The organism is Bacillus lumedeiriae, assembly GCF_044891285.1.
Classification (GTDB): domain Bacteria; phylum Bacillota; class Bacilli; order Bacillales; family Domibacillaceae; genus Pseudobacillus; species Pseudobacillus lumedeiriae.
On sequence record NZ_JAUIYO010000005.1, the window covers coordinates 150,399 to 175,783 of the forward strand.

Genomic DNA, 25,385 nt, shown 5'->3' on the forward strand with positions numbered 1-25,385 from the left:
TAAAGTATCTAAAACAAACTTTTTCAAGTGAAGCTGCGCTAAATCATCTTGTTCGTCACATGATTTTTCGCGCATTTCATCTTAAAAAACAGCTTGGAACCCCTTGCTTTTTTCTTATTTTCCTGCTGCGATTTTATTTTCGTAGCTGCTAATTTCATCTTCATGGTTAAGCGTAACCGCTATTTCATCCCAGCCATTTAAAAGCATTTCCTTCCAATAAGGATCGATATCAAAGCTAGCTGAAAATCCTTTTCGGTCAGTGATGTCCTGTTCTTTCAAATTAACGAATAAGCGGTAGCCAGGTTCTTTCGCCTTTTCCATAACTGCGTTGACTTCATCTTCTGTCAAACGAATAGCTAGAATACCATTTTTTACACAGTTGTTGTAAAAAATATCAGCAAAGCTAGGCGCAATAATGATTCGAAAACCATAATCAAGCAACGCCCATGGAGCATGCTCCCTTGATGAACCACAGCCGAAGTTTTCACCTGAAACTAAAATTTCCGCCTGCTCATACTGCATTTGATTCATTACAAAATCTTCTCTTTTATTCCCATCATCATCAAAACGCCAATGATGAAATAAGAATTGGCCAAAGCCTTGCCGTTCAATCCGTTTAAGAAACTGCTTCGGGATAATTTGATCCGTATCGACATTTGCACGGTTGAGAGGGCAGACAATTCCATTAAATGTATTAATTGCTTTCATGATTCTTCCCCCTTATTGATGAACTCCGGCTAATTTACGTACATCAGTGAACTTCCCTGTCACAGCTGCAGCTGCAGCCATCGCTGGGCTCAACAAATGTGTTTTTGAACCATTTCCTTGACGTCCTTCAAAGTTACGGTTAGACGTAGATGCACAGCGCTTGCCTGATGGAACAATATCATCATTCATTGCAAGACACATACTGCAGCCAGACTCCCGCCATTCAAAGCCCGCTTCAGTAAAGATTTTATCTAATCCTTCCGCTTCTGCAGCCAGCTTCACTGTCTGTGATCCTGGAACAACGATCGCCGTTACCCCTTCTTGCACTTTTCTTCCTTTTGCCACTTCAGCAGCTGCACGCAAGTCGCTCAGACGTGAGTTTGTACAAGAACCGATGAACACATAATCAACTGGAATATCTTCCAATTTCGTTCCAGCTGAAAGCTCCATATACTCCAATGCATGTGCAACAGATTCGCGGTCTGCCTGACGTTCAAATTGCTCAGGATTCGGTACAGAAGCACTGATACCGCTTCCCATGGATGGATTTGTTCCCCAAGTTACTTGTGGTTCAATTTCCTCGCCAGCAATTTCAAGCGTAAGGTCGTATTCTGCTCCTTCATCTGTAGCAAGTGAAAGCCAATGTTCTGCTGCTCTCTCAAATGCCTCGCCTTGTGGCGCATAGCGACGGCCTCTTAAGTACTCCACTGTTTTTTCATCTGGACTAATTAAGCCGGCACGTGCTCCTGCTTCGATCGACATGTTACAGACTGTCATCCGCTCTTCCATTGACAAATTCTGAATCGCTTCGCCTGTATATTCCATAACATAACCAGTACCTGCATTCACACCATATTTAGCAATAATAGCCAAAATTAAATCTTTCGCTGTTACACCGAAACCAAGCTTTCCAGTTACTTTAATTTGTAATGTTTTCGGTTTTGTTTGCCAAAGTGTTTGCGTAGCAAGAACGTGTTCTACTTCACTCGTTCCAATACCAAAAGACAACGCACCGAATGCACCGTGTGTAGATGTATGGCTGTCTCCACAGACAATTGTTTTTCCTGGCTGTGTTAATCCAAGCTCCGGTCCAATGACGTGAACAATTCCTTGATCCGGATGATTAATATCAGCCAATTCCACTCCAAACTCTTTACAGTTCTGCTCTAGTGTTTTCATTTGCGTTTTAGAAATAGGGTCATTAATAATGTGGCGGTTAACCGTCGGCACATTATGATCCATTGTGGCATATGTTAAATCCGGACGGCGCACTTTGCGGTTATTCATTCGCAGGCCTTCAAATGCTTGCGGAGAAGTTACTTCATGTACTAAGTGGAGATCAATATATAAAAGGTCCGGTTTTCCTTCTTCGCTGTGTACTACATGCTGTTCCCAAATTTTCTCGATAATTGTTTTCGGTGCCATAAAACAGCCCCCCACTGTCTTTTTTTAAAAAAGAGGGATTCCGATTTCCTTATAGGAAAAGCGGAATCCTTCTAAGTTTATGTTCATTGATTTTCACATTACATATAAACGCCCATAATAGAAGAAATAGCTGAACCTTCTTTTACGCGTTGAACGACTAGATCAATCATTTGATCTGTGCCAACAACAGTATTTCCTGTCGCTTGAAGATCCACTGTCCGGTAGCCCTCATTCAACACTTCTTGAACTGCCTGTTCAATGGCTTCAGCTTCTTCTCGCATTTGGAACGAATATTTCAACATTAAAGCTGCTGATAAAATCATTGCCATTGGATTGGCTTTATTAAGACCCGCAATATCAGGTGCTGATCCATGAACTGGTTCATATAAACCGAATCCATCTTCTGTCAAGCTTGCAGAAGGAAGCATACCGAGGGATCCTGTAATCATCGAAGCTTCATCACTTAAAATGTCACCAAATAAATTCTCAGTAACAACGACATCAAAATCTCTCGGATTGCTGATCAGCTTCATCGCGGCAGCATCAACATACATATGATCTACTGCAACTTGTGGATACAATTCTGCCTTTTCGTTGACAATTTCGCGCCACATACGGCTGGACTCCAATACGTTCGCTTTATCAACAGAAGTAAGCTTTTTGTTGCGGATCATGGCAAGCTCAAATGCTTTTTCCACAATGCGCTCAATTTCTTTTCTTGTATATTGCAGCGTATCAACAACGGCCTCTTGATTTTCTCCACGGCGTTCACTCGGCTTTCCAAAATACAATCCGCCGGTTAACTCACGCACAATCATTAAATTTACATTTTCTGCAATTTCAGGCTTAAGTGGCGAAGATTGCAGCAAGCTGTTAAATCCAATAACCGGACGAAGGTTGGCAAATAAACCTAGTTCTTTACGAATAGCTAGAAGCCCGCGCTCTGGACGTATATGAGTAGGCAGGTTATCCCATTTAGGGCCGCCTACTGCTCCTAAGAAAACTGCATCGCTTTGCTTACAAAGTTCTAGTGTTTCATTTGGGAGAGGATTGTTTGATTCATCAATGGCTGCTCCGCCGATATTGGCATATTCAAATTCAAACTCATGGCCGAATCGCTCACCAACTGCTTTAAGAACGGCAGTGGCTCCTCCTGCTACTTCCCGGCCGACCCCGTCTCCAGGCAGTACTGCAATGTTCTTTTTCACGTTAACCCCTCCGTTACATCAAATGTGTACTTTTTGTGCTTCTAACTGTTGAGCTTCTAACGTTAATACTCGATTAACAGCATTTAAGTAAGCGCGGGCAGATGCTTCAAGAACGTCCTGCGCTGTTCCCCGTCCGCTCGTTTCGATTCCTTTATGCTTAATTCGAACGTATACTTCTGCGAGAGCATCGCGGCCGGCGCTGACTGAATTGATTTTGTAATCATGCAGTTTAACCGGTTCATCAAGAAGGCGCTCAAGTGTATTATAAATTGCTTCAACACTTCCAGATCCAGTAGCGGCTTCTGTCACTTGTTCGCCATTCGGCAATGTTGCAGAAACTGTAGCTGTCGGAATGTGTTCCGTTCCATATTGGACTTGAATGCTATTTAATTCATAACGCTCAACATCCGCTGCTTGCGTTTGTTTATCTGCAAGAATCGAGAAGAGATCTTCATCTGTAATTTCCTTCTTCTTGTCAGCCAAGTCTTTAAATGCCTGGAACGATTCATTTAATTTTTCATCTGTTAGCTCAAAGCCAAGCTCAATCGCTTTATTTTTAAACGCATGACGTCCAGAATGTTTACCAAGGACAAGCTTATTAGAATTCACACCAATCAATTCTGGTGTAATAATTTCGTATGTTGTTTTTTCCTTCAATACGCCATCTTGGTGAATACCTGACTCATGCGCAAAAGCATTGTCGCCGATGACAGCTTTGTTCGCTGGTACAATCATGCCTGTTAATTTGGATACAAGGCTGCTTGTCCGTTTGATTTCATTCAGCTTCATATTCGTTGTCGCACCATAGAAATCATTGCGGATATAAAGAGCAACGGCTACTTCTTCAAGTGCTACGTTACCAGCACGCTCACCGATTCCATTAATTGTACCCTCTACTTGGCCAGCTCCGCCTTCAATTGCTGCTAATGAATTAGCTGTAGCCATTCCAAGATCATCATGACAGTGAGCAGACAAAATAGCCTTGTCGATATTCGATACGTTATTTCTTAAATATAAAAACAAGTCTTTAATTTCTTTTGGAGTAATATAGCCAACTGTGTCTGGAATATTAACGACAGAAGCTCCGGCATTGATAACCGCTTCTGTTACCCTTGCTAGAAATTCAGGCTCTGTACGGCATGCATCTTCTGCAGAAAATTGAACTTTTGCAAATTTTGCTTTTGCGTACTTAACAGCTTCTACCGCTCTTTCAACCACTTCATCCTTTGTCATTTTCAACTTATATTCACGATGAATCGGTGAAGTAGCTAAAAAGACGTGAATGCGAGGTTCTGCTGATTCTTTCAGCGCTTCCCATGCTGCATCAATATCTTTTTGATGCGAACGGGCAAGGCCAGTCACGGAGCTGTTTTTCACCGTATTAGCAATCATCTTAACTGCTTCAAGGTCGCCCCTTGAAGCGGCTGGAAAGCCCGCTTCAATGACGTCGACCCCAAGTCTTTCAAGTTGCTTGGCGATTTCTAATTTTTCAAGGGTATTTAAGTTAACTCCTGCTGACTGTTCTCCATCTCTTAACGTTGTGTCAAAGATTTCAACCTTGCGCACCAGCAGACACTTCCTTCTTAGATTGTTTTTTTACAAATGGCATCATTTTACGAAGTTCTCTTCCTACTACTTCAATTGGATGTTTGCTTTCGCTTGCATTGATCGCAGTGAATTCAGGACGGTTCAACTGATTTTCAAGAAGCCAGCCTTTCGCAAATTTACCTGTTTGAATGTCTTTTAATACTTCACCCATACGCTCTTTTGTTTCCGCTGTAATTACGCGTGGACCTGATACGAAGTCACCCCACTGTGCTGTATCAGAAATTGAATATCTCATGCCTTCAAGGCCGCCTTCATACATTAAGTCAACGATTAATTTAAGTTCATGTAAACACTCAAAGTAAGCAACTTCTGGTTGGTAGCCTGCTTCGATTAATGTTTCAAATCCAGCTTTTACAAGAGCAGATACACCGCCGCAAAGAACAGCTTGCTCACCGAATAAATCTGTTTCTGTTTCTTCTTGGAATGTAGTTTCTAATACACCTGCACGCGCAGAACCGATACCTTTTGCGTAAGCAAGAGCGATATCTTTCGCTTGGCCTGTAACATCTTGATAAATAGCGATTAAGCCTGGTACACCTGCACCTTCTTCGTACGTGCGGCGTACTAAATGACCAGGGCCTTTAGGAGCAGCTAAGAATACATCTACATCTGCAGGTGGTACGATTTGGTTGAAGTGAACGTTGAATCCATGAGCAAATGCTAATGTTTTTCCTGCGTTTAATTCAGGTTCGATTTCATTTTTGTAAACTGCTGTTTGATACTCGTCTGGAAGAAGAATCATGATTAAGTCAGCTTCAGCACTTGCTTCACGAACTGATTTTACATCAAAGCCATCTTCTTTTGCTTGATCCCAAGATTTCCCTGGACGTAAACCTACAATTACATCTACTCCGCTTTCACGTAAGTTTTGTGCATGTGCATGTCCTTGAGAACCGTATCCGATGATTGCTACTTTCTTATTTGCTAAAACTGCCTCGTTAATATCTCCGTTATAATATACCTTTGCCATTTTTCATCATCCTCCAAAATTAATTGTTTTTTTATTTTAAGGCTTATTAAAGTTGCCTCTTGCTTTCTGCTCGAATTAACAAAGCAGCAAAATCAACCACAATCATTAACATAGCCTATTTTAAAATTGAATACTGCTTTAATTCTGTTACCTGTTTTTGTGAGCCGCGTGTCAAGGCTGTTTGGCCTGTACGCGATAATTCCTTAATACCGTAAGGGCGAAGCAGATCAATCATTGCTTCAATTTTTTCAAAGTTGCCAACGACTTGGATCGTGACACTATCTTTCGCTACGTCAATAATCGTTGCCCGGAACGGTTCGATAATGACATTAATTTCCGCTCGGGTATTTGGCGTAGTAATGACTTTAATCAACGCAAGCTCTCTAGATACAACCGCTTGATTAGTGATGTCAGATACTTTCAGAACATCTACTTGCTTGTTAAGCTGTTTCAATACTTGCTCTGCAGTACGCTCATCTTCTACATGAACAATAAATGTCATTTTGGAAATACCTTCTGTTTCCGTAGGACCTACGGTAATGCTTTCAATGTTAAATTGTCTTTTCGTAAACAATCCAGTAATTCTGTTCAATACGCCACTTCGATTAAGTACCGTTACAGTCACAGTACGTTTCATGGTTTCACCCCAATCATTTCATGAAGTCCTTTTCCTGGAGCAATCATCGGGAATACTTTTTCTTTCTGCTTGATTCGGCAGTCAATTAAAACCGGTTCACGGCTATTTAATGTTTCTCTCAGCACTTGTTCCGCTTCTTCCTCCGTCGAAACTGAGTATCCCTTGATTCCATAAGCCTCTGCCAGCTTCACAAAATCCGGCTGGCAAGGAAGTAATGATTGCGAATATCGTTCCTCATAGAACTCTTCCTGCCATTGTCTAACCATTCCTAACGCTTGGTTATTATATACGACAATCTTAACTGGCAAGTTTAGCTCGGCGACAAGACCAAGCTCTTGTAAAGTCATCTGGAATCCAGCATCCCCTACAACAGACACAACTGTGTCATCCGGGTATGCAATCTGTGCACCAATGGCAGCAGGGAAACCAAATCCCATCGTTCCCAGTCCTCCTGATGTCACCCAGCGGCTCGGATCATTAAATCCATAATATTGCGCTGCCCACATTTGATGCTGGCCAACATCTGTCGTTACAATCGCTTGACCATTCGTAATTTCATGAATAGTCTGTGTTAATCTCTGAGGAGAGATCCCTTCTTCATCATCAGAATTCCAAAGTGGATATTCTTTCTTGTTCTGCTTCAACTGTGCTCTCCACTCATCAGCCGCTGGTGTCGTTAAATCACATTCAAGCAACGTCTTTAACGCTTCCTTCGCATCCGCTACGATTGGAATATGCGTTTCCAAGTTTTTGCCGATTTCCGCTGGATCAATGTCGATATGAGCAATGAGTGCTGTTGGTGCAAAATGCTGAAGATTGCCTGTTAAACGGTCATCAAACCGAGCGCCGATATTGATTAATAAATCCGCTTCGTACATTGCCATATTCGCTGTGTACGTTCCGTGCATGCCTCCCATTCCTAAAAACAACGGGTGGTCAGACGGAAATGAACCAAGTCCTAGAAGCGTATTAACAACTGGAATATTCGTTTTTTCCACTAAAGAAAGCAGCTGTTCCGATGCTTTTCCGTGAAGGATGCCCGCACCAGCCAAAATAACCGGCTTTTTAGCTTGAGCAATAGCATCTGCTAATTTCTTAATTTGCAGAATATTAGGCATTGTATTTGGCTGATACCCCGGTAAATCAATCTCTGTTACAAATTTAGGATTTGAGATCGTTGTAGCAATATCTTTTGGAATATCAATTAATACCGGGCCAGGGCGGCCTGTTGTCGCAATGTGAAACGCTTCGCGAATAATTCGCGGCAGCTCTTGTAAATCCCGTACTTGGTAATTGTGTTTTGTAATTGGCATCGTAATTCCAATGACATCAGCTTCTTGGAAAGCATCCGTTCCAATGACTCCTGTTGCTACCTGCCCTGTAAAGACAACAAGTGGAAGGGAGTCCATCATTGCATCTGTAATACCCGTCACAAGGTTTGTCGCTCCTGGTCCTGAAGTAGCGATAACAACTCCGGGCTTGCCTGATACTCTTGCATATCCTTCAGCTGCATGAATTGCAGCCTGTTCGTGTCTTGCTAAAATATGCCGGATCGGGTTTCTATATAAGGCATCATACAATGGAAGAACGGCTCCTCCTGGATAACCAAAAACCACTTCTACCTCTTCTTTTTTCAATGATTCAATAAAGAGTTCAGCTCCACTCATGGCTTGAGTCAACGGTTTGGCTTTTGTTTTTACATTTGCATTCATGCAGTTTCCCTCCAAAATGGTTGTTTTCCTAAATCGCAAGAGTGATTGGCTCTTTAAGTAAAAGCAAAAAGAAAAGCCTTTACACCCTCACGCCTACTGATCCATTAAGCGCAGGGGTGAAAAGACTTTTCCTTCCACGGTACCACCCTGGTTTATGGCACTCTCACAAATGCCACCTCATGGACAATTTAATTATTGTCCTTTTTGATAACGAGTAATGATACTCGGCCGATCCTAATAGTCTCCGTTCAGATCCGCACTCTGAGGGGATGTCGCTGTAAGGGGTATTACCGGCTTCCAGCACCGCCGGCTCTCTGTGAATACCTTGTCTTACAACTTTTTCCTCGTCCACGTTTTAGTGATTAAATTTTCATAACTCCGCCTGTATTAGCAGAAGTCACAAGCTTAGAATATCTTGCTAAGTAACCTTTTTTAATCTTTGGTTCTGGCTGCACCCAGTTTTTCTTTCTTTCCGCCAGCTCTTCTTCTGTTAGAACAACATTTATTGTTCGACCAGGCAAGTCGATAATAATTTTATCTCCATTTTCAACGAAAGCGATTGGGCCGCCTTCAGCTGCTTCTGGTGAAATATGTCCGATGGAAATACCACGGGAAGCCCCGGAGAATCTTCCATCTGTTATTAATGCGACTTTCTTGTCAAGTCCACGACCAGCGATAGCTGATGTAGGTGCAAGCATTTCTGGCATGCCCGGTCCCCCTTTAGGGCCTTCATAACGAATCACAACTACGTGACCAGCTTGGACCGTACCGTTATCAATGCCTTCCTGAGCTGCTTCTTGAGATTCAAATACAATGGCTTCTCCAGTAAATGTCGTAATAGAAGGATCAACAGCCCCTACTTTGATTACCCCGCCATCTGGAGCTAAGTTTCCGAATAAGATAGATAAGCCGCCTACAGGGCTGTAAGGATTGCCGCTTCTGCGGATCACTTGATCATTAATAATTTCTGCATCTTTTACATTTTCATAAACAGATTTCCCAGTAACAGTAATCCGATCTTTATTTAAAGCGCCTATGCTGCACAGTTCATTAATAATGGCACTAATACCGCCAGCTTCATGAACGTCTTGCATTGTATAATCAGAAGCAGGGCTAATTTTTGACAAGTAAGGTACTTTTTTAGCGATTTCATTGATTTGGCTTAAATCGTAATCGATTTCTGCCTCATGTGCAATTGCTAATGTATGGAGAACGGTATTCGTTGAACCACCCATTGCCATATCAAGTGCAAATGCATCATCAATAGCTTCTTTTGTAATAATATCTCTCGGCTTCACATCATTTTTAATGGCATCCATTAAGTGTTGAACCGCTTGTTTAATTAACTTGTGACGTTCATTTGATGTAGCTACAATCGTTGCATTGCCCGGTGGTGTCATTCCAAGAATCTCCATTAAAGAGTTCATGGAGTTAGCTGTGAACATTCCCGAACAAGATCCGCATGTTGGACAAGCACTTGATTCAATTTCCAGCAATTCTTCCGCTGACATCTTTCCTGAAAGGTGAGCGCCAACGCCCTCAAATACAGAAACAAGCGACAGTGGCTTTCCTGCCTTTGTTTTTCCGCCTTCCATAGGACCGCCTGAAACAAATACAGAAGGGACATTCGTTCTGGCAGCTGCCATTAGCATGCCCGGAGTAATTTTGTCACAGTTTGGAATATAGAAGACTCCATCAAACCAGTGAGCATTAATAACTGTTTCAGCAGCATCAGCGATCAGCTCCCTGCTCGGCAATGAGTACCGCATGCCGATATGGCCCATCGCAATACCATCATCCACCCCGATCGTATTGAATTCGAAAGGAACGCCCCCAGCTTCACGAATGGCTTCTTTAACAACTTCCGCAAATTTATTTAAGTGGACGTGACCCGGAATAATGTCAATGTAAGAGTTACAAACCCCGATAAAAGGTTTATGCAAGTCTTCTGTTTTTACCCCAGCTGCGTAAAGCAGGCTGCGGTGGGGAGCCCGTTCAATCCCCTTCTTTATCATATCACTGCGCATAATATCTCCTCCAGGTGTCTTAAAGCTGCATACGCTACTAAAACTTCATATATCTCTCTCGCTTAAGGGCGAAAAGATACACTAGCTTTTCAGTCTTATATTTCTTTGAATTATCAATCATTGGAATAGTCGTTCAAATTTAAAAAGTAAGTTTAATTGAGGACAATCATATCTTGCTTTTCCTTATTGGTCAACACCTTTTATGAAATTTTTAGACAATTAAAATGATTGAATTTCCTTAACTAATATCTGCAATCGCTTACAACCCCTGATCTAAGGGGCCTTTGTTCTTTCTTGTAGAAATTGGGCGAATTTTCGAATTTTTTTATTGCTTGGTTCCTTCAGAATTTTTTCACCTCAAGTAATATATGCATTAAATTTTTGATTATAAAAAAACGGTCCCAAAAATTAATATATTTTGGGACCGTTTCTTAAGTGGCTTTGCTCCTCCCATGTTGATTTCTGCTGAGAGCGGTCCGGGACCATCGTCTAGACACGCTTTTCCTGCAGAAGTCTAATGTCTTCCTCTCCAATCAGCAAAGGGGCAAATTCAACAATAGTTATTAACGTAGCCTTTAAAATAGTTCACTCCATTGGTCAATTGCTTTCTCAAACCAATTTTTCTCTTTTTCTGGTTCCTTCTTTTCTTCGATCGACTCCACATCAAATGAAGTACCGTCTAAATCCGGCCTAATCTCCTGCATAATTTCTTTAAATAACGGCACGGCTCCATCTGAACTGTTTTTAGTAAGGTAATGATGTTCGTCCACTTTTTCTACACCAATCCATACTGTTCCTACAACATCTGGGGTATAGCCGACAAACCACTGGTCTTTCGTTCCCTTAATGCCTTCAATCGGCACTTGAGTAGAACCAGTTTTTCCTGCAAGTTCCAATCCCGGTATTTTAGCTTTTTTTCCTGAGCCCTTTTTGACCACATTTAGCAGCATAGCATTCACTTCATCTGCCACTTCTTTTGTTGTTACTTTTGTTTCCTTAGGTGTCCACTGCGGCTTAATCTCACCTTCCGGCCCGATAATCTTTTGAATAAAGAAATGTTCTTTGCGCACACCGCCATTCGGAAATGCCGTGTAAGCCTGTGCGATATGCAGGGGAGCGACGCCTTTTGTCATGCCGCCTAAAGCAATAGCCAAGCTTTTATCCTTTTCTTCCAGCGGTATGCCAAAGCGTTCAAGTGCATCCATTCCTTTTGACAGACCAATTTCATCTAGCAGCCAAACAGCCGGGATATTAAGAGATTTCTCAAGCGCCTTGTTCATAGACACTTCTCCGTGATATGTTCCCCCATAATTGGCCGGTTCATAGTCCCCGAATGTCATTGGTTCATCCTTCAGCATAGATGTGGGTTCATATCCAGCTTCTAAAGCGGGTGTATACACAGCTAGTGGTTTTAGCGTTGAACCTGGAGACGTTCTCATCTGTGTAGCATAGTTAAACCCTCTAAACACATGCTCTCCCCGTTTTCCGACAATCGCCATGACCCCGCCTGTTTTCGGATTTAACAAAATCGCCGCACTTTGGGAGGGATCCCCGTTCACAGAGTTCGGAAAGAGCCAATCTTTTTCATACACACGTTCTAACCCTTCTTGTACACCTTGATCCATAGCTGTATAGATTTCATACCCTTTCGTTAACAGATCATTTTGCGTCAGTCCATATCGGTTAATGGCTTCGTTTATGACTGCATCAGCGTAATATGGATATTTCCCTTTTAATGGGTCACTGCTTTCATCATCGAGAAAGACTCGTTTATTCTTGGCACTTTCTGCTTCTTCACTTGTAATGTAGCCATACTTCACCATTTGATCAAGTACGACATTTCTTCGTGCCATAGCCTTTCCTAAGTTTTTATAAGGGTCAAGCACAGAAGGCGCTTTAATGATGCCCGCAAGCATAGCAGATTGGCTGAGCGTCAGCTCACTTACATCCTTGCCGAAATATTTTTTCGAAGCATTTTGAACCCCCCATGCCCCGCTGCCAAAATAAATGGTGTTCAAATACATTTCCAATATTTCCTTTTTCTTGTACACCTTTTCAATTTCAATAGCTAGAAACAGTTCTTCCACTTTTCTTTTATATGTTTGTTCGGGTGACAATAGGGCATTTTTCGTTAACTGCTGGGTAATTGTACTTCCTCCCTGCACGACATCGCCAGAAAAAGTATTTTTAATAAATGCCCGGCCCATTCCCTTCATGTCAAAGCCGCTATGCTCGTAAAAACGATGATCTTCAATCGCTACGACTGCATCCTGTAAGTGTTTCGGCATTCGTTCAATCGGTACGCTGTCTGATCGGTTAGCAGACAATTTGCTCGCTTTATTTCCGTTTACATCATAAAGAACGGTGGATTGAGACAATCCCTTTTTTAACGTCTCTACGTCCGCAGATTTCATAAAGAACACAATAAACCCAAGTCCCCCTAAAATCATCACAGACACAACTAAGATCGTAATTTGCGTTAAATGGAATTTTTTCCACAAATTTTTGATAAACTTGCTAATTGCATTCATACTTGTATGTCGTTCCTCCCGAATAAGCCAAGGTCCTCTTTGCCTTTCACTATGGCTCAGATTTCAATTAAATTGTGCCGAGCATAGGCAGCCAGCTAGAGCAATTTTGCTGGGCACAATAAGACTTTTATTATAACTGATGCATGTTCGATCGCCAATTTTCAACTATTTTTCATTTGTTACAACATAGTAAAAAAGCTGACGGTTAGTCACCATCAGCCCTTCATCCATTCCATTTATTTGACTTTATTCTTTTTCTCTTCTTCATCTTCCATGATACCCTTCATGCCGCGTTTAAATTCATGCAATGTCTGTCCCGCTGCTTTACCGAGCTGCGGAAGCTTAGAAGGTCCAAAAAGCAACAAGGCCACAATGATAATAATAGCTATTTCTCCAGCACCGAGATTCATAGGTATTTATCTCCTTTTACAGGCTATTGATAGTGTTATTATACTATAACCAAAAGAAGTTAAAAATAAAAAAGCAGCAAATGTGCCTTTTTCGCCACACTTGCTGCTTCTCGTTTAAGCACCAGATCGCTGTTCTTTTATTGTCTTCTTCTTTTCCGTCTCTGCAACGAACACAGCACAAGCGGCATCGCCTGAAATATTGATAGCTGTTCGTGCCATATCAAGTACACGGTCGATTCCGAGAATAAGACCGATTCCCTCTACTGGCAAGCCAACACTGCTTAATACCATTGCGAGCATAATTAACCCTACACCAGGCACACCAGCCGTTCCAATGCTTGCCAAAACAGCTGTCAGTACAACTGTTGCCAGTTCCCCCATCGTTAAATCAATCCCGTATACTTGAGCAATAAAGAGAGTAGCAACACCTTGCATAATCGCTGTTCCGTCCATATTGATCGTGGCGCCAAGCGGCTGAACGAAGGAACTGACCGATTTTGGTACATTCAAACGCTTTTGCGCTACATCCATAGAAATAGGCAGCGTTGCGTTACTGCTTGATGTACTGAATGCGACACTCATTGCAGGCGCGAAGTTTTTGAAAAACCAGACCGGGCTTTTTCTAGCAAGCAGTAAGATGGTTCCTCCATACGTGAGCAGTCCATGAATAATTAAGGCAGCAAGAACGCAAATCATATAAACACCCATCGCTTTAACTGCCGACCATCCTTGACTGCCGATTGCTGAAGCAATCAACCCGAATGTACCATATGGAGCAAACTTCATGACGAAGCCGACTAGATACATCATGACATCATTTCCCTGCTCAACTAAATGAAGTAACCCTTTCGTTCTTTCTCCAAGCGCGGTGAGCGCAAGACCGATAAAAAGAGCGAAAGCAATAATTTGCAGCATGTTCCCTTGTGTCATTGCATTAAGCGGATTTTTCGGAATAATATTCAATAATGTTTCACTTACAGGAGGAGCTTCTTCAGCGGAAAATTCTGCATTTTTCGTGTCAAAACTTCCTGCTCCCCCCGGCTCAACGACTCCTGCAATGATTAATCCAATAATAATTGCGATACATGTAGTAATTAAAAAATAGGAAATCGTTTTCAATCCGATTCTGCCGAGCTTTTTAGGGTCCCCTAGGCCGGCAGCTCCGAGAATGATGGATAGAAATACAATTGGTACAACAAGCATACTGATGAGGTTCAGAAAAATACGCCCAAGCGGAGTAAAGACATATGGATCTAACACATTATAAAGACTTGGAGCAAAAATATTGAGCAGCAGCCCGACTATCGCACCAGCAATCAGGGCAATAATAATTTTACCAGTAAGCTTCATCACCATTCTCCTTTCTTATGCTGAATAATGGGATAGTATCTCTCGTTAAATGTACCCTGCTCATTTGCTTGTCAAACCTATACAGCCCCTCTTATGTTATAGCGTGTGCTCTATTTATTTGATACGATGGAAGAAATAGAATCGGGCTGGAGGAAGCTGCACTGAAAAGAAAAAGCATTGAACTGAATGAAGACACACTGCTTATTGCCTCTCAAACGTTTAAAGTTTTGTCGAATCCAATACGGCTCCGAATTTGAACCCTGCTTTTTAATGGCAAACATTCTGTAAACGATATTGCTGAACGATGGTCGCTGCTCCAATCAACAAAGCAGCAAAATCAACAATAATCGTTAACATAGCCAAGGAATAAACAACGGACTCCTATACTTTGAACTATGACTCCCTGGACTATTTCCAGCCCCTTACACTGAAACAGGGAAATAAGCAGCTTACCAAATCGTATGCAATATAGAATGACATTATGTAAGAAAATTGGAAAAACCATTAAACTGTTCATTATAAAAATGGAATGAATAACCTTTAACTGTGACTATTTCATATGTTTCATTCCTAGTACCTGTCACCCCCAAATAGATGGCAAATCAATAAGCACTCTTCTTGCATTCAAATAAATTTGAAACTTCAGTCAGGCTGCCGCCGTACATTTATTAACGATCAAAAAAGGATGAGGTAAACATGGAAACGAAAGAACAATTGCTCACCGAACTCTCAGCAATTGAAAAATGGGAAAAAGACCAAAAGCGTCTATGGATTTGGGAAAAAGTAGCCCGCCTTCCATTTAAACTGCTTGATAAGATCACACCAAAAGTCATTCAAAACAAGATTAGTCAGCTTCTTGATGAGATCGGAAATTTCATTCAAACAGGCGGACAATATTTAATTCAGGAAAAGAGCGTGCTGAACAAAATTCAAGAAGCTAATCCTGAACTCGTTATTCAATCCATTCACGATGTCCGTTCTGTCCCAATTGAAAAGATGGACTTCGTTAGTGAAAGCTTGAAAAACTCGCGGGCAAATATGGCGACTGTCCAGGGAGCTTCAACAGGCATTGGCGGTGTATTCACTCTTGCTGTGGACATCCCCCTGCTGCTCGGTTTGTCTTTAAAAACACTTCAAGATCTTGCCATCACATACGGTTATGATCCGAACGAAAAGGAGGAACGTGTATTTATTATTAAATGCCTTCAGTTCACATCCTCTGACGTTGTAGGCAAACAAGCCATCTTAAATGACTTGTCTGCTTGTTACCGCGGACAGGTGAAGAACAGAGAAATGCTGTCTCAATTACAAGGATGGCGAGAAGTCATTTATACGTATCGTGACCAATTCGGCTGGAAGAAAATGATGCAGCTCGTTCCCGTAGCCGGAATTGCATTCGGTGCTTTCACAAATCGGTCAGCGATTCTTGACATTGCTGAAACCGGTATGATGCTCTACAAAAAGCGCCGCATTATGGAGCGTTTACAAGAGATAAATGGTCAAACAGAAAGTTCCATCTAACAAGCTTTTAGATGATAAGCAAATCCTGCTTTAGACACTTTTAGGCTGATTGAAGACGCGTTTTGCGAAGATCCAGAGCAAGAGTGACCGACAAGGAACTTGAACACCCTAGACAGGTGAGCAGCGAAGAAGCAGATCGCTTGTCAACAGCCTCACAGCTCAGTTGGATGAGCTTTTGTTTTGGCCCTTATCTTGTAACAAGCGCTTCTTTATTGTTTTTTTATTTCCATAAATGAACAATTGATCACCTTCTTGAATTTTTTCACTGGCGAGACTACTGCGTACATAGACTTTTCCTCGCTTAATGAATAAAATATTAACATCCTCATCCCTTCTTATGAGCTCTGTTGTTTTCTTGCCGATGAATTCGGAACTCTCGTCAATCACAACATCCGTGACTAAGTCATCCTCATTCAAATACAGAGCATCTTTAACTGGGAGTTCTGAAATTTCGAGTTTCTTTTCCATTTCGTAACTAAGTTTCTTTTGCAGCTTGTGCCTAATAAAAGGAGTTTTACCGGCGAGCACTAGGATGAGAAGAACAACATTAATCAGAGCCAATTCTTTTAACCGTAAATCATCAGCTAAAATATTGGTGATGGAAGAGATAATCACTGCAAGGGAAAAAGCGCCGAATAGAATGAGGAACATGCTTAACCGCCTGCGGACAGGATGATCAAGAATGAGCTGTGCTTCATCGGTAGTAAAACCAGTATTCGTCAGCATCGAAACAACTTGATATCGAGAAACATCTGTTTCTAGTCCAGTTAAATTAAATAACATAACGGAAATTTCGATAACAAAGGCAACAATTAAAAAATAAAGGAACATAAAAACAAGTCCCATTCTTCCCGTTCCTCCTTTTTAAAGATTAGGCTGAAGGAATATTTCCCTTCCTGCCACTAAATAAAACGACAAACAAAAAAACGGGTGGCCGGGAAAGTCCGGACACCCATCCATTATAAATATTTTCGCTGCACTTTACTGCCGCTGAAGCTGAAGAGAATTTGACGGTCTTCAATGACTGTCTCTAAATGAACAGTCCTTCCCCAAAGCGTGTACAGATGCGGAAGAACTTTTTCCAAGTATTTGATATCAAGTTCAATACCTTCATACCAATGCTCTAGGTACAGCTCCCCAGCTTTCATATAATCGCTGTCATTAACAGTTAAATAAGGGAAGCCGCCGTTGACTCTCATGCTTACGAGCTGATCACGTACGTTTGTCCATTCTTTATCAGTAATCTTGTAATCCTTTCCTTTTTTCTGAAATAAATACATATCCTCTCTTAAGACAAGGTCTTTCGTTAAGTAATTGCGCAAAAAGGAAATATCGGATTCAATTTCCCGAACTTCAAACATCTTCTCCCGTCCTGACCCCGGCTTGACACCAAGCCGCTTCATTTCCTCTGTCGGATTGTTATAGCGCTCCTCAATGTCTTCAAACATTTTCAACCCTAAATAATACGGATTAATCGATGTGCGCGACGGCTGAACCACTCCAGCATTTAACTTAGCGAATTCAATCACTTCTCCTGAGGTTAAATCCAGTTCACGGATGATGCGCTGATGCCAGTAAGATGCCCAGCCTTCATTCATGATTTTCGTCTCCAGCTGCGGCCAGAAATAAAGCATTTCCTCACGTACCATCGTCATAATATCGCGCTGCCAGTCTTCAAGGTCACGGCTGTACTGTTCAATAAACAGCATGATGTCTTTCTCAGGGTGAGGCGGGATCGTCTTTTTAGGCTTTTTGGGTACAAGCTCTAATGTATTCGTTCCATCAAGCGACCAAAGATCATCATAAGGCCCTTTTTGTTTTTCTGTTTCCACTATGATTTCTTCTTCCGTCTGCCAGGAAAGCTGCCGTCGTAGAAGCGAAGGGTCAATATGCTCTTCAATAGCCAGAACAGCATCCAAAAATTGTTCGACTGTTTCTTTCCCGTGATCAATTTCATATTGGCGAATTCTGTCGGCGGTTGCCGCCATACTTTCTACCATATTCCTGTTCGTCTGCTGAAAGCGGGCATTATTTTTAAAGAAATCGCAATGAGCCAGTACGTGGGCGACAATTAACTTGTTTTGAATCAATGAATTCGTGTCGAGCAAAAAAGCATAGCATGGATTGGAGTTAATGACGAGTTCATATATTTTACTTAGACCTAAATCGTATTGCAGTTTCATTTTGAAAAATTGTTTTCCGAAACTCCAATGTGAAAAGCGAGTCGGCATGCCATAAGCACCAAATGTATAAATAATCTCCGCCGGGCAAATTTCATATCTCATCGGATAAAAGTCAAGACCGAATCCTGCCGCAATTTCCGTAATTTCATCAATCGCATACTGAAGGTCTTTCATTTCTGCCTCATTCATTTTCACTTCCCCCTTTTTGCCCTTTAACAAATACTTATGAAAAAAAACAAAAGGTCATACCCTTTTTCCTCTGAATCCCCCTTCTATTTTCAAACGGGTCCTCCACCAATATTTACAGGGAGAGTTCTGCCAGCGGGAACACATACTATAGATAATTCCTCTACAGGGGGGGATAAGTAATGGATTATACAGATTATGATCGTGCACTTTACTATGTACACCGTTCTGATTGGACCAATTTACTGATATTAATGGTACGGACGAATGATCAGCTGCTTTCAAAGAAAATTGAGCATTTTCTCCATGCCCGCTCATTTCCTAATTCCTATTCTGCTGTGGAAAAAACATTCTATACGTTATTCCACTATATTGAACATGCCAACTCGTTAAAACACCTAGAAGAATTCCACCAGTAATGAGCAGCCCGAAAGGACTTCATCCTCCTTTCGCGGCTGCTTTTTTCATTGACGGATCATTTTCTTCAAAGCGAATAATTTTACTTTTTTTAATTATTAATACTATAATCATTTAGAGAAATTTATACGAAGAAGGAGATTGTATGAAAAAAGAAAATTTGCTTCTGACCGCATGGGGGACTTCCTTTGTTGCAATGCTTGGCAGTTTGTACTTTTCAGAAGTAATGAAATACGAGCCGTGCGAACTATGCTGGTATCAAAGAATTTTGATGTACCCCCTTGTCTTGATTCTTGGCATGGCCGTCATTAAAAAAGATGCAGCCGCCGCCCGCTATTCGTTATTGCTTTCAGCAACAGGAGCATGTATTTCTATTTATCATTATGCCATTCAAAAGATTGACTTTTTTTCGAATACTGCTCCAGCCTGCGGGAGAGTGCCCTGCACAGGAATGTATATAAATTGGCTTGGCTTCATTACTATTCCTTTTTTAGCGCTGACTGCATTCATTGTTATTTTTACAGCAAGCTTACTGATTATTAAAGAAAAGAAAGAGGTTTAACATGAAGAAAATCATCATTTTTGGCGCTATTGTTTTAGCTATCTTTGGTGCAATTACGTTTCTTACTAAGTACCAGCAAAACGAAGCCGCCAAGGATAATCCTTATGGTAAAGACGAACTTCATCCGGAAACGATTAAGCAGCTCAATGATCCGAATTACAGCAGCCTGATTCTACCAGACGAATTAGAGAAAAAACTTGAAAATAGCGAAGATATGTTCGTTTACTTTTACAGTCCGACATGCCCTCACTGCCAAGCAACAACTCCTGTGCTGATGCCGGCTGCGAAAGACAAAAATGTTGTTATCCACCAGTTCAATTTGCTGGAATTTGAAGATGGATGGAATGACTATCACATTGAATCCACACCAACGTTAGTTTACTTTAAAGACGGTGTAGAGCAGCAACGTCTCGTCGGCAGCCAGCCAAAAGAAAAGCTGGAACAATTTCTTGAAGTGAATAAAGAAAATTAAACAGCCTCCCCTGTTCTTTGCTGGCAGGGGGATTTTTTATGGTCACTTCCCACACAGTATAGGATTGATGCAGGTTTATAAAAAAAGAGCTTTCTCAAAAGGATCGACCCCTTTTGAGAAAGCTCTCAAATCAAATACGTATTAGCTGGTGTAGCGTAATCTAGATAAGAGATGTAGCTTTTTTTATTCGTAAAGTGGCTAAGATAGAATGGAAAGCTAATATCAAACCTTTGCAAAATCATCACATTTTTTTCGAATATTTCCTGATAATGCAGAGGCAGACTGGCAGGTTCCTTTGTTTCGAGGATGAAGACAATTGTTTGCAGACTAGATATCACTCTAAAAGCTTCCTGAAGAGTGCCAAATAGGCTAAAATGATTGTCTTCTAGTTGGAGCACACCAACTTCATACATCTCCTGTAATTCTTCTTTTTCAAAAAAACGAGGAAAAATGTCCACTTTCAAATGCTGGACTAATTCTCTTATGGTTTCTTCCTGCTCTCTAGTGGAGGCAATAAGTACTTTCAAAAAAACACCTTCCCTACTGCAACATGATAGTTCAAGAATAACATATAAGCCTTCCAATAAGGTTGGTAATTTTGTGAAATAGGGAAGAGAACCGCAAAGGTGGGAAACACTGTGTATAACACGACAAGAAAAGGCTGCATTTATGAGCTTGCTGTTCCTTCAGAGTGGACTGGCGACACCATTCACTCTGTGTTTAAAGATCGATGGCAGCTGCCTAAAAAAATGATTCATGAATGGCGGATGGCCAAATCTGCCAAGTTAAATGGGAAAGAAGCTAATTGGAAAGTACCTCTGAAAGCCGGCGATATGCTGCAAATACCATTGTTTCATTCACATGGAAAGGCACCGGTTCCCTCATTTATCGACATAGATGTTTTATATGAGGATGATCATCTACTGATTGCTAATAAGGTGCCGGGCATAAAAACACACCCGAACGATGATACAGAAACACAAACATTGCTTAATGCTGCTGCTTATCACGTGCAGTCATCCGGTGAACAAGGCTTTATTCGGCACGTTCATCGCCTTGATGAACATACGAGCGGCGCCGTTTTGTTCGCCAAACATGACGCTGCCTATGCTGTTCTTTCCCGACTATTAGAAGAACGCCGCATTAAACGAACCTACGTAGCGGCTGTCCATGGTTTGATTCAACAAACGAAAGGAACAATCGACAAGCCCATCGGAAAAGATAGATATCACTCGTCAAGAAGACGCATATCACCATCGGGTCAATCTGCCCTTACTCATTTTCAAGTGTTGAAAAGAGATAAAGGCCGCGCGCTTTCTATCATAAAGTGCCAGCTGATGACAGGCCGTACCCATCAAATCCGTGTTCACTTTTCCGCGATCGGACACCCGTTGATTGGAGACATTCTTTATGGAGGAAAACCGCTCGTAAAAAGACAGGCACTTCACGCGGTGAAGATTGAAATCCCTCACCCATTTATTGGTGAAACAATTGTCTGTGAAGCAGCGCTTCCGAATGATATCGGTGCTCTCTTTGAATAAAACTATCGGGCACCAGCTGCTCGAGGTCATAAGCCAATCCGACTGAAAGGTTAAAGAACAACCTTCCATCGGCTTAGCTTATGCTTGTCGCCGCTAAACGGCGCCCTCTGCTTTTCTTACTCAAATCCAATATGAAATTGGTCTGGGTGTGGTCCGAAGCGTTCTTCTTTGTTTAATGCGCTGATATTTTTCATATCTTCTAGGGAAAGCTGAAAATCAAACAGGCTGCTATTTTCTTGAATCCGTTCTGGCTGGACAGATTTTGGAATAACGACCGTTCCGTTTTGCAGATGCCACCGCAGGATAATTTGGGAGACTGATTTGTTATATTTTTTAGCTAAGTGATTTAAGGTTGGTTCGTGAATCAGTTTATTGCGGGCAATCGGAGACCATGCTTCGACAACAATGTTGTGATTCTGGCAGTATTCCCGCAATTCCTCTTGCGTTAAATACGGATGGTTTTCAATTTGGTTAATGGCAGGCACTTCATTGCAATCGGCCAACAGCTCTTCTAGATGATAAGTTTGGAAGTTGCAAACACCGATGGCTTTGACAGCTCCTTCGCTGTAGAGGCGTTCAAGTGCACGCCATGTTTCCTTATACTTGTCTGTTCCCGGCCAATGAATTAAGTATAAGTCCATGTAATGTGTCTGCAGTTTATTTAACGACGTTTCAAATGCTTTGAGCGTCTGGTCATAGCCCTGGTCGCTGTTCCACACTTTCGAAGTCAAGAACACTTCATCACGGCTGATTCCGCTTTCTTTTACCGCTCGGCCAACGCTCTGTTCATTTTCATAAATAGCTGCCGTATCGATGAGCCGATATCCTGTACGGAGAGCAAATTGAATCGCTGAGACAGCCTCTGCTTCATCCGTCATTTTAAAAACACCAAGGCCTACTTGAGGCATAGCTAATCCATTATTAAGTGTAATTGTATCTTGCAAATCTTGGGCAATTTTCACTTTTGTTCCTCCCTTCAATTTCTCTTTTATTTTAACGATAAATACAAATAGAAGCGAATATTTGATTTGCAGGGCACTAGTTGAACAAATAATTTCTCTGACTTTTTTCGACAAACTCTTTTTTATTCAGCGCTCTTCAAGTAAAATAGTTCCGTTAGCCATTTTTAATAATATAGGAGGCTCTTCAAATTGTTTAAACACAAAAAAGATAAATTTACTGTCTTACTGAATTCGATTGCTGTTAACTTAAAGGAAAGTGCTAATTATTTCGCTGACTACAAATTAAACAATGCCAGCGACTTAAAAATTTTCTATAACGAAATGAAAACATTTGAAACAAAAGGAGACAACTTAATTCATGAAGTCATCAAGGAGCTGAACCAGTCATTTATTACGCCGATTGAGCGTGAAGACATTTTGGCACTGGCCATGAGCATGGACGATGTTCTGGACGGCCTTGAGGAAACAGCAGCGATGTTTGAAATGTACTCCATCGTCAATGCTGATGAATATATGCTGAAGTTCGTTGAAGCTATTCGCGGCTGTGCGATTGAAATTGAACGGTCTGTTGAATTGCTTGAAACGAAGAAGCTGCTGCCAATCCGTGAACACGTCATTAAAATTAAAGATTACGAAACGGCTTGTGATGGTGTTCGGCGTCAATCCGTTAAACATCTGTTCGCTACAGAAAAAGATCCGATTCAACTCATTAAACTAAAAGAAATCTATGAAAGTTTAGAGGAAATTGCCGATTTTTGTCAGGATGTTGCTAATACACTTGAAACAATCATTATGAAAAACGCTTAAGGAGCACCCAATTTATGGATTCTCTATTTATTATTACAGCATTAATCGTTATTTGCGCTTTATCTTTTGACTTTATTAACGGCTTCCATGATACGGCGAATGCGATCGCTACTTCTGTCTCTACGAAAGCCCTTAAACCAAGACATGCGATTATTCTTGCAGCTTCTATGAACTTTTTAGGAGCGATGACTTTTACTGGTGTGGCTAAAACGATTACGAAGGATATCGTTGATCCTTTCATGCTTGAAAATGGCTCGACCGTTATTTTAGCCGCCTTAATCGCGGCTATTTTCTGGAACTTACTGACTTGGTATTACGGAATTCCGAGCAGCTCATCTCACGCATTAATCGGCTCAATTGCCGGTGCTGCGATTGCAGCCGCTGGTGTCGGTATTTTAAATTACAAAGGTTTCTTGAAAATTATCGAGGCACTGCTTATCTCGCCGGTCATCGCTTTTATCGGTGGTTTTATCGTCTACAGTATCTTTAAAGTTGTATTTAAAAATAACAATCTGCCAAAGACAAACCGCCGTTTCCGTTACTTTCAAATTTTCACGGCGGCGCTGCAGTCCTATACACACGGTACGAATGATGCACAAAAAGCTATGGGGATTATTACAATGGCCCTCATCGCGAACAACTATCAGTCCACAACAGATATTCAACTTTGGGTACAATTTTCATGTGCGGCCGCTATGGGGATTGGTACATCAGTAGGCGGATGGAAGATTATTAAAACAGTGGGCGGAAAAATTATGAAGATTCGTCCGGTGAACGGAGTAGCGGCTGACTTAACATCAGCAGCGATTATTTTCGGTGCGACGTTCATTCATTTGCCAGTCAGTACGACTCATGTTATTTCTTCCTCTATTTTAGGGGTTGGCTCTTCCCATCGCATTCGCGGCGTTAAATGGGGAACAGCCCAGCGCATGCTGATTACTTGGGTCATTACGCTGCCCATTTCAGCTACAATTGCTGGTTTAACATATTTATTACTTGACTTGTTTATGTAAAACACGAGGTTGGCTTGCAATCAAAGTGTCGGACCCCACAGCAGCAATCTATTGTATCTTGGATGGATCCACTCCCCATACATACAGTATATGGCGAGTGAGGTCAGACCCTTTTATGTCAACCTTTTTTAAATGGCTATTTTAATAACTATTGTCGATTGGAGCGGAAAGCGTGTCCACAGGAGACCCCTCAAGACGCGATAGCGGCGAGGAGGCTCCGGGAACACCCGCTGAACTCAACATGGGAGTTGAACAAAGCCGTTAAAATAAATATTTCCTTAAAATATTCAAAAACAAAATAAAAGCAATCACAAACATCAGAATGATCAATACTTTTTCTTGTTTGCTTCCTGGCATCCTACCTCTCCTCTCAAAAAAGTCTTTCCTCTTGACTGTGTGCCCATTCTTTATTAAAGTTGATAATTGTTGAAACTTACAAAAAGTGATTAACTATCAATTATATAGTATCCAGATTTCATTCCTAACTCAATTATTTTGGAGGTATTATACATGAAAGACTTTTTTGACATTGTCCAAAGCCGTCGTTCTACAAAAGTTTATGATCCAGCAGTTCAAATTTCTGAAGATAAATTAAAAGAGCTGCTTACTATTGCTGGAAAAGCTCCTTCAGCCTGGAATCTGCAGCAATGGCACTTTTTAGTTTTTAATAACGAAGATACACAAAAAAGACTGCTCCCTCTGGCTTACAACCAGCAGCAAATTGTAGACGCTTCTGCAGTCGTTTGCGTTCTCGCTGATTTAGAAGGCTATAAAAACATTGATCCTGTCCTGGACCCTGCAGTGGAAGCGAAAGAAATAACACCTGAATTAAAAGAAATTCTAGCGGGACAAATTAACGGGGCCTACAAACGGGCAGAATACCCGAGAGATGCTGCTATTTTAAACTCTTCCCTTGCCGCCATGCAATTCATGCTCGCAGCAAAAGCAGATGGCTGGGATACTTGTCCAATCGGCGGTTTCAATGGAAAGGCGTTAATGGAAGAGTTTGATGTCTCTGACCGCTACTTGCCAACTATGTTAATTACAATCGGAAAAGCATTAAAAGAACCACGAGCAACTGATCGTCTTCCGCTTGAATATATAGTTTCATTTGCAAAATAATAAAAGGACTAGC

General features: G+C 41.4%; 23 protein-coding genes and 1 other annotated feature. Of the genes, 8 read left to right on the forward strand and 15 right to left on the reverse strand.

Going from position 1 to position 25,385, the window contains the following annotated elements; translation table 11 throughout:
* Nucleotides 1–114 precede the first annotated feature (114 nt).
* From leuD to QYG89_RS09450, 11 genes are all read right to left on the reverse strand, one after another.
* The gene (leuD, locus tag QYG89_RS09400; protein ID WP_404316743.1) at nucleotides 115–708 is read right to left on the reverse strand and encodes a 3-isopropylmalate dehydratase small subunit; all 594 of its coding nucleotides are present in this window, start codon (nucleotides 706–708) and stop codon (nucleotides 115–117) included.
* Nucleotides 709–720: 12 nt separating this feature from the next.
* Entirely contained in the window at nucleotides 721–2,133 is a 1,413-nt protein-coding gene (gene leuC, locus QYG89_RS09405) for a 3-isopropylmalate dehydratase large subunit (RefSeq protein WP_404316744.1), read from the reverse strand.
* 98 nt (nucleotides 2,134–2,231) lie between these two features.
* Nucleotides 2,232–3,341 carry a 3-isopropylmalate dehydrogenase gene (gene leuB, locus QYG89_RS09410; protein WP_404316745.1) on the reverse strand — a complete coding sequence of 370 codons (1,110 nt, stop codon included), beginning with the start codon at nucleotides 3,339–3,341 and terminating at the stop codon, nucleotides 2,232–2,234.
* Nucleotides 3,342–3,359: 18 nt separating this feature from the next.
* Complete coding sequence (locus QYG89_RS09415) at nucleotides 3,360–4,907, reverse strand: 2-isopropylmalate synthase (RefSeq protein ID WP_404316746.1); 1,548 nt, start codon at nucleotides 4,905–4,907, stop codon at nucleotides 3,360–3,362.
* Nucleotides 4,894–5,919, reverse strand: coding sequence for a ketol-acid reductoisomerase (ilvC, locus tag QYG89_RS09420; protein WP_404316747.1), 1,026 nt, complete (start codon nucleotides 5,917–5,919; stop codon nucleotides 4,894–4,896). The genes QYG89_RS09415 and ilvC overlap by 14 nt, the downstream gene beginning before the upstream one ends.
* Nucleotides 5,920–6,034: 115 nt before the next feature.
* A complete protein-coding gene (ilvN, locus tag QYG89_RS09425; protein WP_404316748.1) occupies nucleotides 6,035–6,556 on the reverse strand; it encodes an acetolactate synthase small subunit in 522 nt (173 codons plus the stop codon).
* Nucleotides 6,553–8,268 (reverse strand): acetolactate synthase large subunit, encoded by a 1,716-nt coding sequence (ilvB, locus tag QYG89_RS09430; RefSeq protein ID WP_404316749.1) that lies wholly within the window; start codon nucleotides 8,266–8,268, stop codon nucleotides 6,553–6,555. The genes ilvN and ilvB overlap by 4 nt, the downstream gene beginning before the upstream one ends.
* A 109-nt stretch (nucleotides 8,269–8,377) precedes the next feature.
* Nucleotides 8,378–8,628 (reverse strand) — a binding site (T-box leader).
* Nucleotides 8,629–8,630: 2 nt separating this feature from the next.
* Nucleotides 8,631–10,295 (reverse strand): dihydroxy-acid dehydratase, encoded by a 1,665-nt coding sequence (gene ilvD, locus QYG89_RS09435; RefSeq protein ID WP_404316750.1) that lies wholly within the window; start codon nucleotides 10,293–10,295, stop codon nucleotides 8,631–8,633.
* A 575-nt stretch (nucleotides 10,296–10,870) separates the two neighbouring features.
* Nucleotides 10,871–12,826: a transglycosylase domain-containing protein gene (locus QYG89_RS09440; protein WP_404316751.1), complete on the reverse strand. Its 1,956-nt coding sequence runs from the start codon at nucleotides 12,824–12,826 to the stop codon at nucleotides 10,871–10,873.
* Between the two features lie 236 nt (nucleotides 12,827–13,062).
* Nucleotides 13,063–13,236, reverse strand: a complete 174-nt coding sequence (gene tatA / locus QYG89_RS09445) for a twin-arginine translocase TatA/TatE family subunit (protein WP_404316752.1) — start codon at nucleotides 13,234–13,236, stop codon at nucleotides 13,063–13,065.
* 114 nt (nucleotides 13,237–13,350) lie between these two features.
* Nucleotides 13,351–14,586 (reverse strand): dicarboxylate/amino acid:cation symporter, encoded by a 1,236-nt coding sequence (locus tag QYG89_RS09450; protein ID WP_404316753.1) that lies wholly within the window; start codon nucleotides 14,584–14,586, stop codon nucleotides 13,351–13,353.
* Nucleotides 14,587–15,282: 696 nt separating this feature from the next.
* Here QYG89_RS09450 and QYG89_RS09455 point away from each other — a divergent pair.
* Complete coding sequence (locus QYG89_RS09455; RefSeq protein ID WP_404316754.1) at nucleotides 15,283–16,107, forward strand: EcsC family protein; 825 nt, start codon at nucleotides 15,283–15,285, stop codon at nucleotides 16,105–16,107.
* Nucleotides 16,108–16,266: 159 nt separating this feature from the next.
* Here QYG89_RS09455 and QYG89_RS09460 read toward each other — a convergent pair whose 3' ends face one another.
* Together QYG89_RS09460 and QYG89_RS09465 are read right to left on the reverse strand one after the other, a co-directional pair.
* Nucleotides 16,267–16,953 carry a TrkA C-terminal domain-containing protein gene (locus QYG89_RS09460; protein WP_404316756.1) on the reverse strand — a complete coding sequence of 229 codons (687 nt, stop codon included), beginning with the start codon at nucleotides 16,951–16,953 and terminating at the stop codon, nucleotides 16,267–16,269.
* 113 nt (nucleotides 16,954–17,066) lie between these two features.
* Nucleotides 17,067–18,479 (reverse strand): SpoVR family protein, encoded by a 1,413-nt coding sequence (locus QYG89_RS09465; RefSeq protein ID WP_404316757.1) that lies wholly within the window; start codon nucleotides 18,477–18,479, stop codon nucleotides 17,067–17,069.
* 179 nt (nucleotides 18,480–18,658) lie between these two features.
* Here QYG89_RS09465 and QYG89_RS09470 point away from each other — a divergent pair, with 179 nt between their 5' ends.
* From QYG89_RS09470 to QYG89_RS09480, 3 genes are all read left to right on the forward strand, one after another.
* On the forward strand, nucleotides 18,659–18,895 hold the full coding sequence (locus QYG89_RS09470; protein WP_404316759.1) for a YhdB family protein: 237 nt from the start codon (nucleotides 18,659–18,661) through the stop codon (nucleotides 18,893–18,895).
* Between the two features lie 143 nt (nucleotides 18,896–19,038).
* Nucleotides 19,039–19,455 (forward strand): disulfide formation protein C, encoded by a 417-nt coding sequence (locus QYG89_RS09475; RefSeq protein WP_404316760.1) that lies wholly within the window; start codon nucleotides 19,039–19,041, stop codon nucleotides 19,453–19,455.
* Nucleotide 19,456: 1 nt separating this feature from the next.
* On the forward strand, nucleotides 19,457–19,927 hold the full coding sequence (locus QYG89_RS09480; RefSeq protein WP_404316761.1) for a thioredoxin family protein: 471 nt from the start codon (nucleotides 19,457–19,459) through the stop codon (nucleotides 19,925–19,927).
* A gap of 125 nt (nucleotides 19,928–20,052) precedes the next feature.
* On the opposite strand, the gene QYG89_RS09485 is transcribed toward QYG89_RS09480, so the two are convergent.
* Nucleotides 20,053–20,454, reverse strand: coding sequence for a DUF5365 family protein (locus QYG89_RS09485; protein ID WP_404316762.1), 402 nt, complete (start codon nucleotides 20,452–20,454; stop codon nucleotides 20,053–20,055).
* 111 nt (nucleotides 20,455–20,565) lie between these two features.
* On the opposite strand from QYG89_RS09485, the gene QYG89_RS09490 reads away from it, so the two are divergent.
* Nucleotides 20,566–21,468 (forward strand): RluA family pseudouridine synthase, encoded by a 903-nt coding sequence (locus QYG89_RS09490; protein WP_404316763.1) that lies wholly within the window; start codon nucleotides 20,566–20,568, stop codon nucleotides 21,466–21,468.
* Between the two features lie 116 nt (nucleotides 21,469–21,584).
* Here the strand turns inward: QYG89_RS09490 and QYG89_RS09495 are convergent, their stop codons facing one another.
* Complete coding sequence (locus QYG89_RS09495) at nucleotides 21,585–22,424, reverse strand: aldo/keto reductase (RefSeq protein WP_404316779.1); 840 nt, start codon at nucleotides 22,422–22,424, stop codon at nucleotides 21,585–21,587.
* A 195-nt stretch (nucleotides 22,425–22,619) separates the two neighbouring features.
* On the opposite strand from QYG89_RS09495, the gene QYG89_RS09500 reads away from it, so the two are divergent.
* The 3 genes from QYG89_RS09500 to QYG89_RS09510 all read left to right on the forward strand — a co-directional run bounded on the left by QYG89_RS09500 (nucleotide 22,620) and on the right by QYG89_RS09510 (nucleotide 25,372).
* Nucleotides 22,620–23,237, forward strand: coding sequence for a DUF47 domain-containing protein (locus QYG89_RS09500; RefSeq protein ID WP_404316764.1), 618 nt, complete (start codon nucleotides 22,620–22,622; stop codon nucleotides 23,235–23,237).
* A 14-nt stretch (nucleotides 23,238–23,251) separates the two neighbouring features.
* Nucleotides 23,252–24,250 (forward strand): inorganic phosphate transporter, encoded by a 999-nt coding sequence (locus tag QYG89_RS09505; RefSeq protein ID WP_404316765.1) that lies wholly within the window; start codon nucleotides 23,252–23,254, stop codon nucleotides 24,248–24,250.
* Between the two features lie 510 nt (nucleotides 24,251–24,760).
* The gene (locus tag QYG89_RS09510) at nucleotides 24,761–25,372 is read left to right on the forward strand and encodes a nitroreductase family protein (RefSeq protein ID WP_404316766.1); all 612 of its coding nucleotides are present in this window, start codon (nucleotides 24,761–24,763) and stop codon (nucleotides 25,370–25,372) included.
* Nucleotides 25,373–25,385: the final 13 nt, after the last annotated feature.

What these genes read in the sequence shown, in the direction of transcription:
- QYG89_RS09480 (WP_404316761.1), top strand. Translation starts at nt 19,457, where the DNA reads ATGAAGAAAATCATCATTTTTGGCGCTATTGTTTTAGCTATCTTTGGT.
- ilvN (WP_404316748.1), bottom strand. Translation starts at nt 6,556, where the DNA reads ATGAAACGTACTGTGACTGTAACGGTACTTAATCGAAGTGGCGTATTG.
- leuD (WP_404316743.1), bottom strand. Translation starts at nt 708, where the DNA reads ATGAAAGCAATTAATACATTTAATGGAATTGTCTGCCCTCTCAACCGT.
- QYG89_RS09460 (WP_404316756.1), bottom strand. Translation starts at nt 16,953, where the DNA reads ATGGGACTTGTTTTTATGTTCCTTTATTTTTTAATTGTTGCCTTTGTT.
- ilvC (WP_404316747.1), bottom strand. Translation starts at nt 5,919, where the DNA reads ATGGCAAAGGTATATTATAACGGAGATATTAACGAGGCAGTTTTAGCA.
- QYG89_RS09505 (WP_404316765.1), top strand. Translation starts at nt 23,252, where the DNA reads ATGGATTCTCTATTTATTATTACAGCATTAATCGTTATTTGCGCTTTA.
- QYG89_RS09455 (WP_404316754.1), top strand. Translation starts at nt 15,283, where the DNA reads ATGGAAACGAAAGAACAATTGCTCACCGAACTCTCAGCAATTGAAAAA.
- QYG89_RS09440 (WP_404316751.1), bottom strand. Translation starts at nt 12,826, where the DNA reads ATGAATGCAATTAGCAAGTTTATCAAAAATTTGTGGAAAAAATTCCAT.
- ilvD (WP_404316750.1), bottom strand. Translation starts at nt 10,295, where the DNA reads ATGCGCAGTGATATGATAAAGAAGGGGATTGAACGGGCTCCCCACCGC.
- QYG89_RS09450 (WP_404316753.1), bottom strand. Translation starts at nt 14,586, where the DNA reads ATGAAGCTTACTGGTAAAATTATTATTGCCCTGATTGCTGGTGCGATA.
- QYG89_RS09470 (WP_404316759.1), top strand. Translation starts at nt 18,659, where the DNA reads ATGGATTATACAGATTATGATCGTGCACTTTACTATGTACACCGTTCT.
- QYG89_RS09465 (WP_404316757.1), bottom strand. Translation starts at nt 18,479, where the DNA reads ATGAATGAGGCAGAAATGAAAGACCTTCAGTATGCGATTGATGAAATT.
- QYG89_RS09475 (WP_404316760.1), top strand. Translation starts at nt 19,039, where the DNA reads ATGAAAAAAGAAAATTTGCTTCTGACCGCATGGGGGACTTCCTTTGTT.
- QYG89_RS09510 (WP_404316766.1), top strand. Translation starts at nt 24,761, where the DNA reads ATGAAAGACTTTTTTGACATTGTCCAAAGCCGTCGTTCTACAAAAGTT.
- ilvB (WP_404316749.1), bottom strand. Translation starts at nt 8,268, where the DNA reads ATGAATGCAAATGTAAAAACAAAAGCCAAACCGTTGACTCAAGCCATG.
- leuC (WP_404316744.1), bottom strand. Translation starts at nt 2,133, where the DNA reads ATGGCACCGAAAACAATTATCGAGAAAATTTGGGAACAGCATGTAGTA.
- tatA (WP_404316752.1), bottom strand. Translation starts at nt 13,236, where the DNA reads ATGAATCTCGGTGCTGGAGAAATAGCTATTATTATCATTGTGGCCTTG.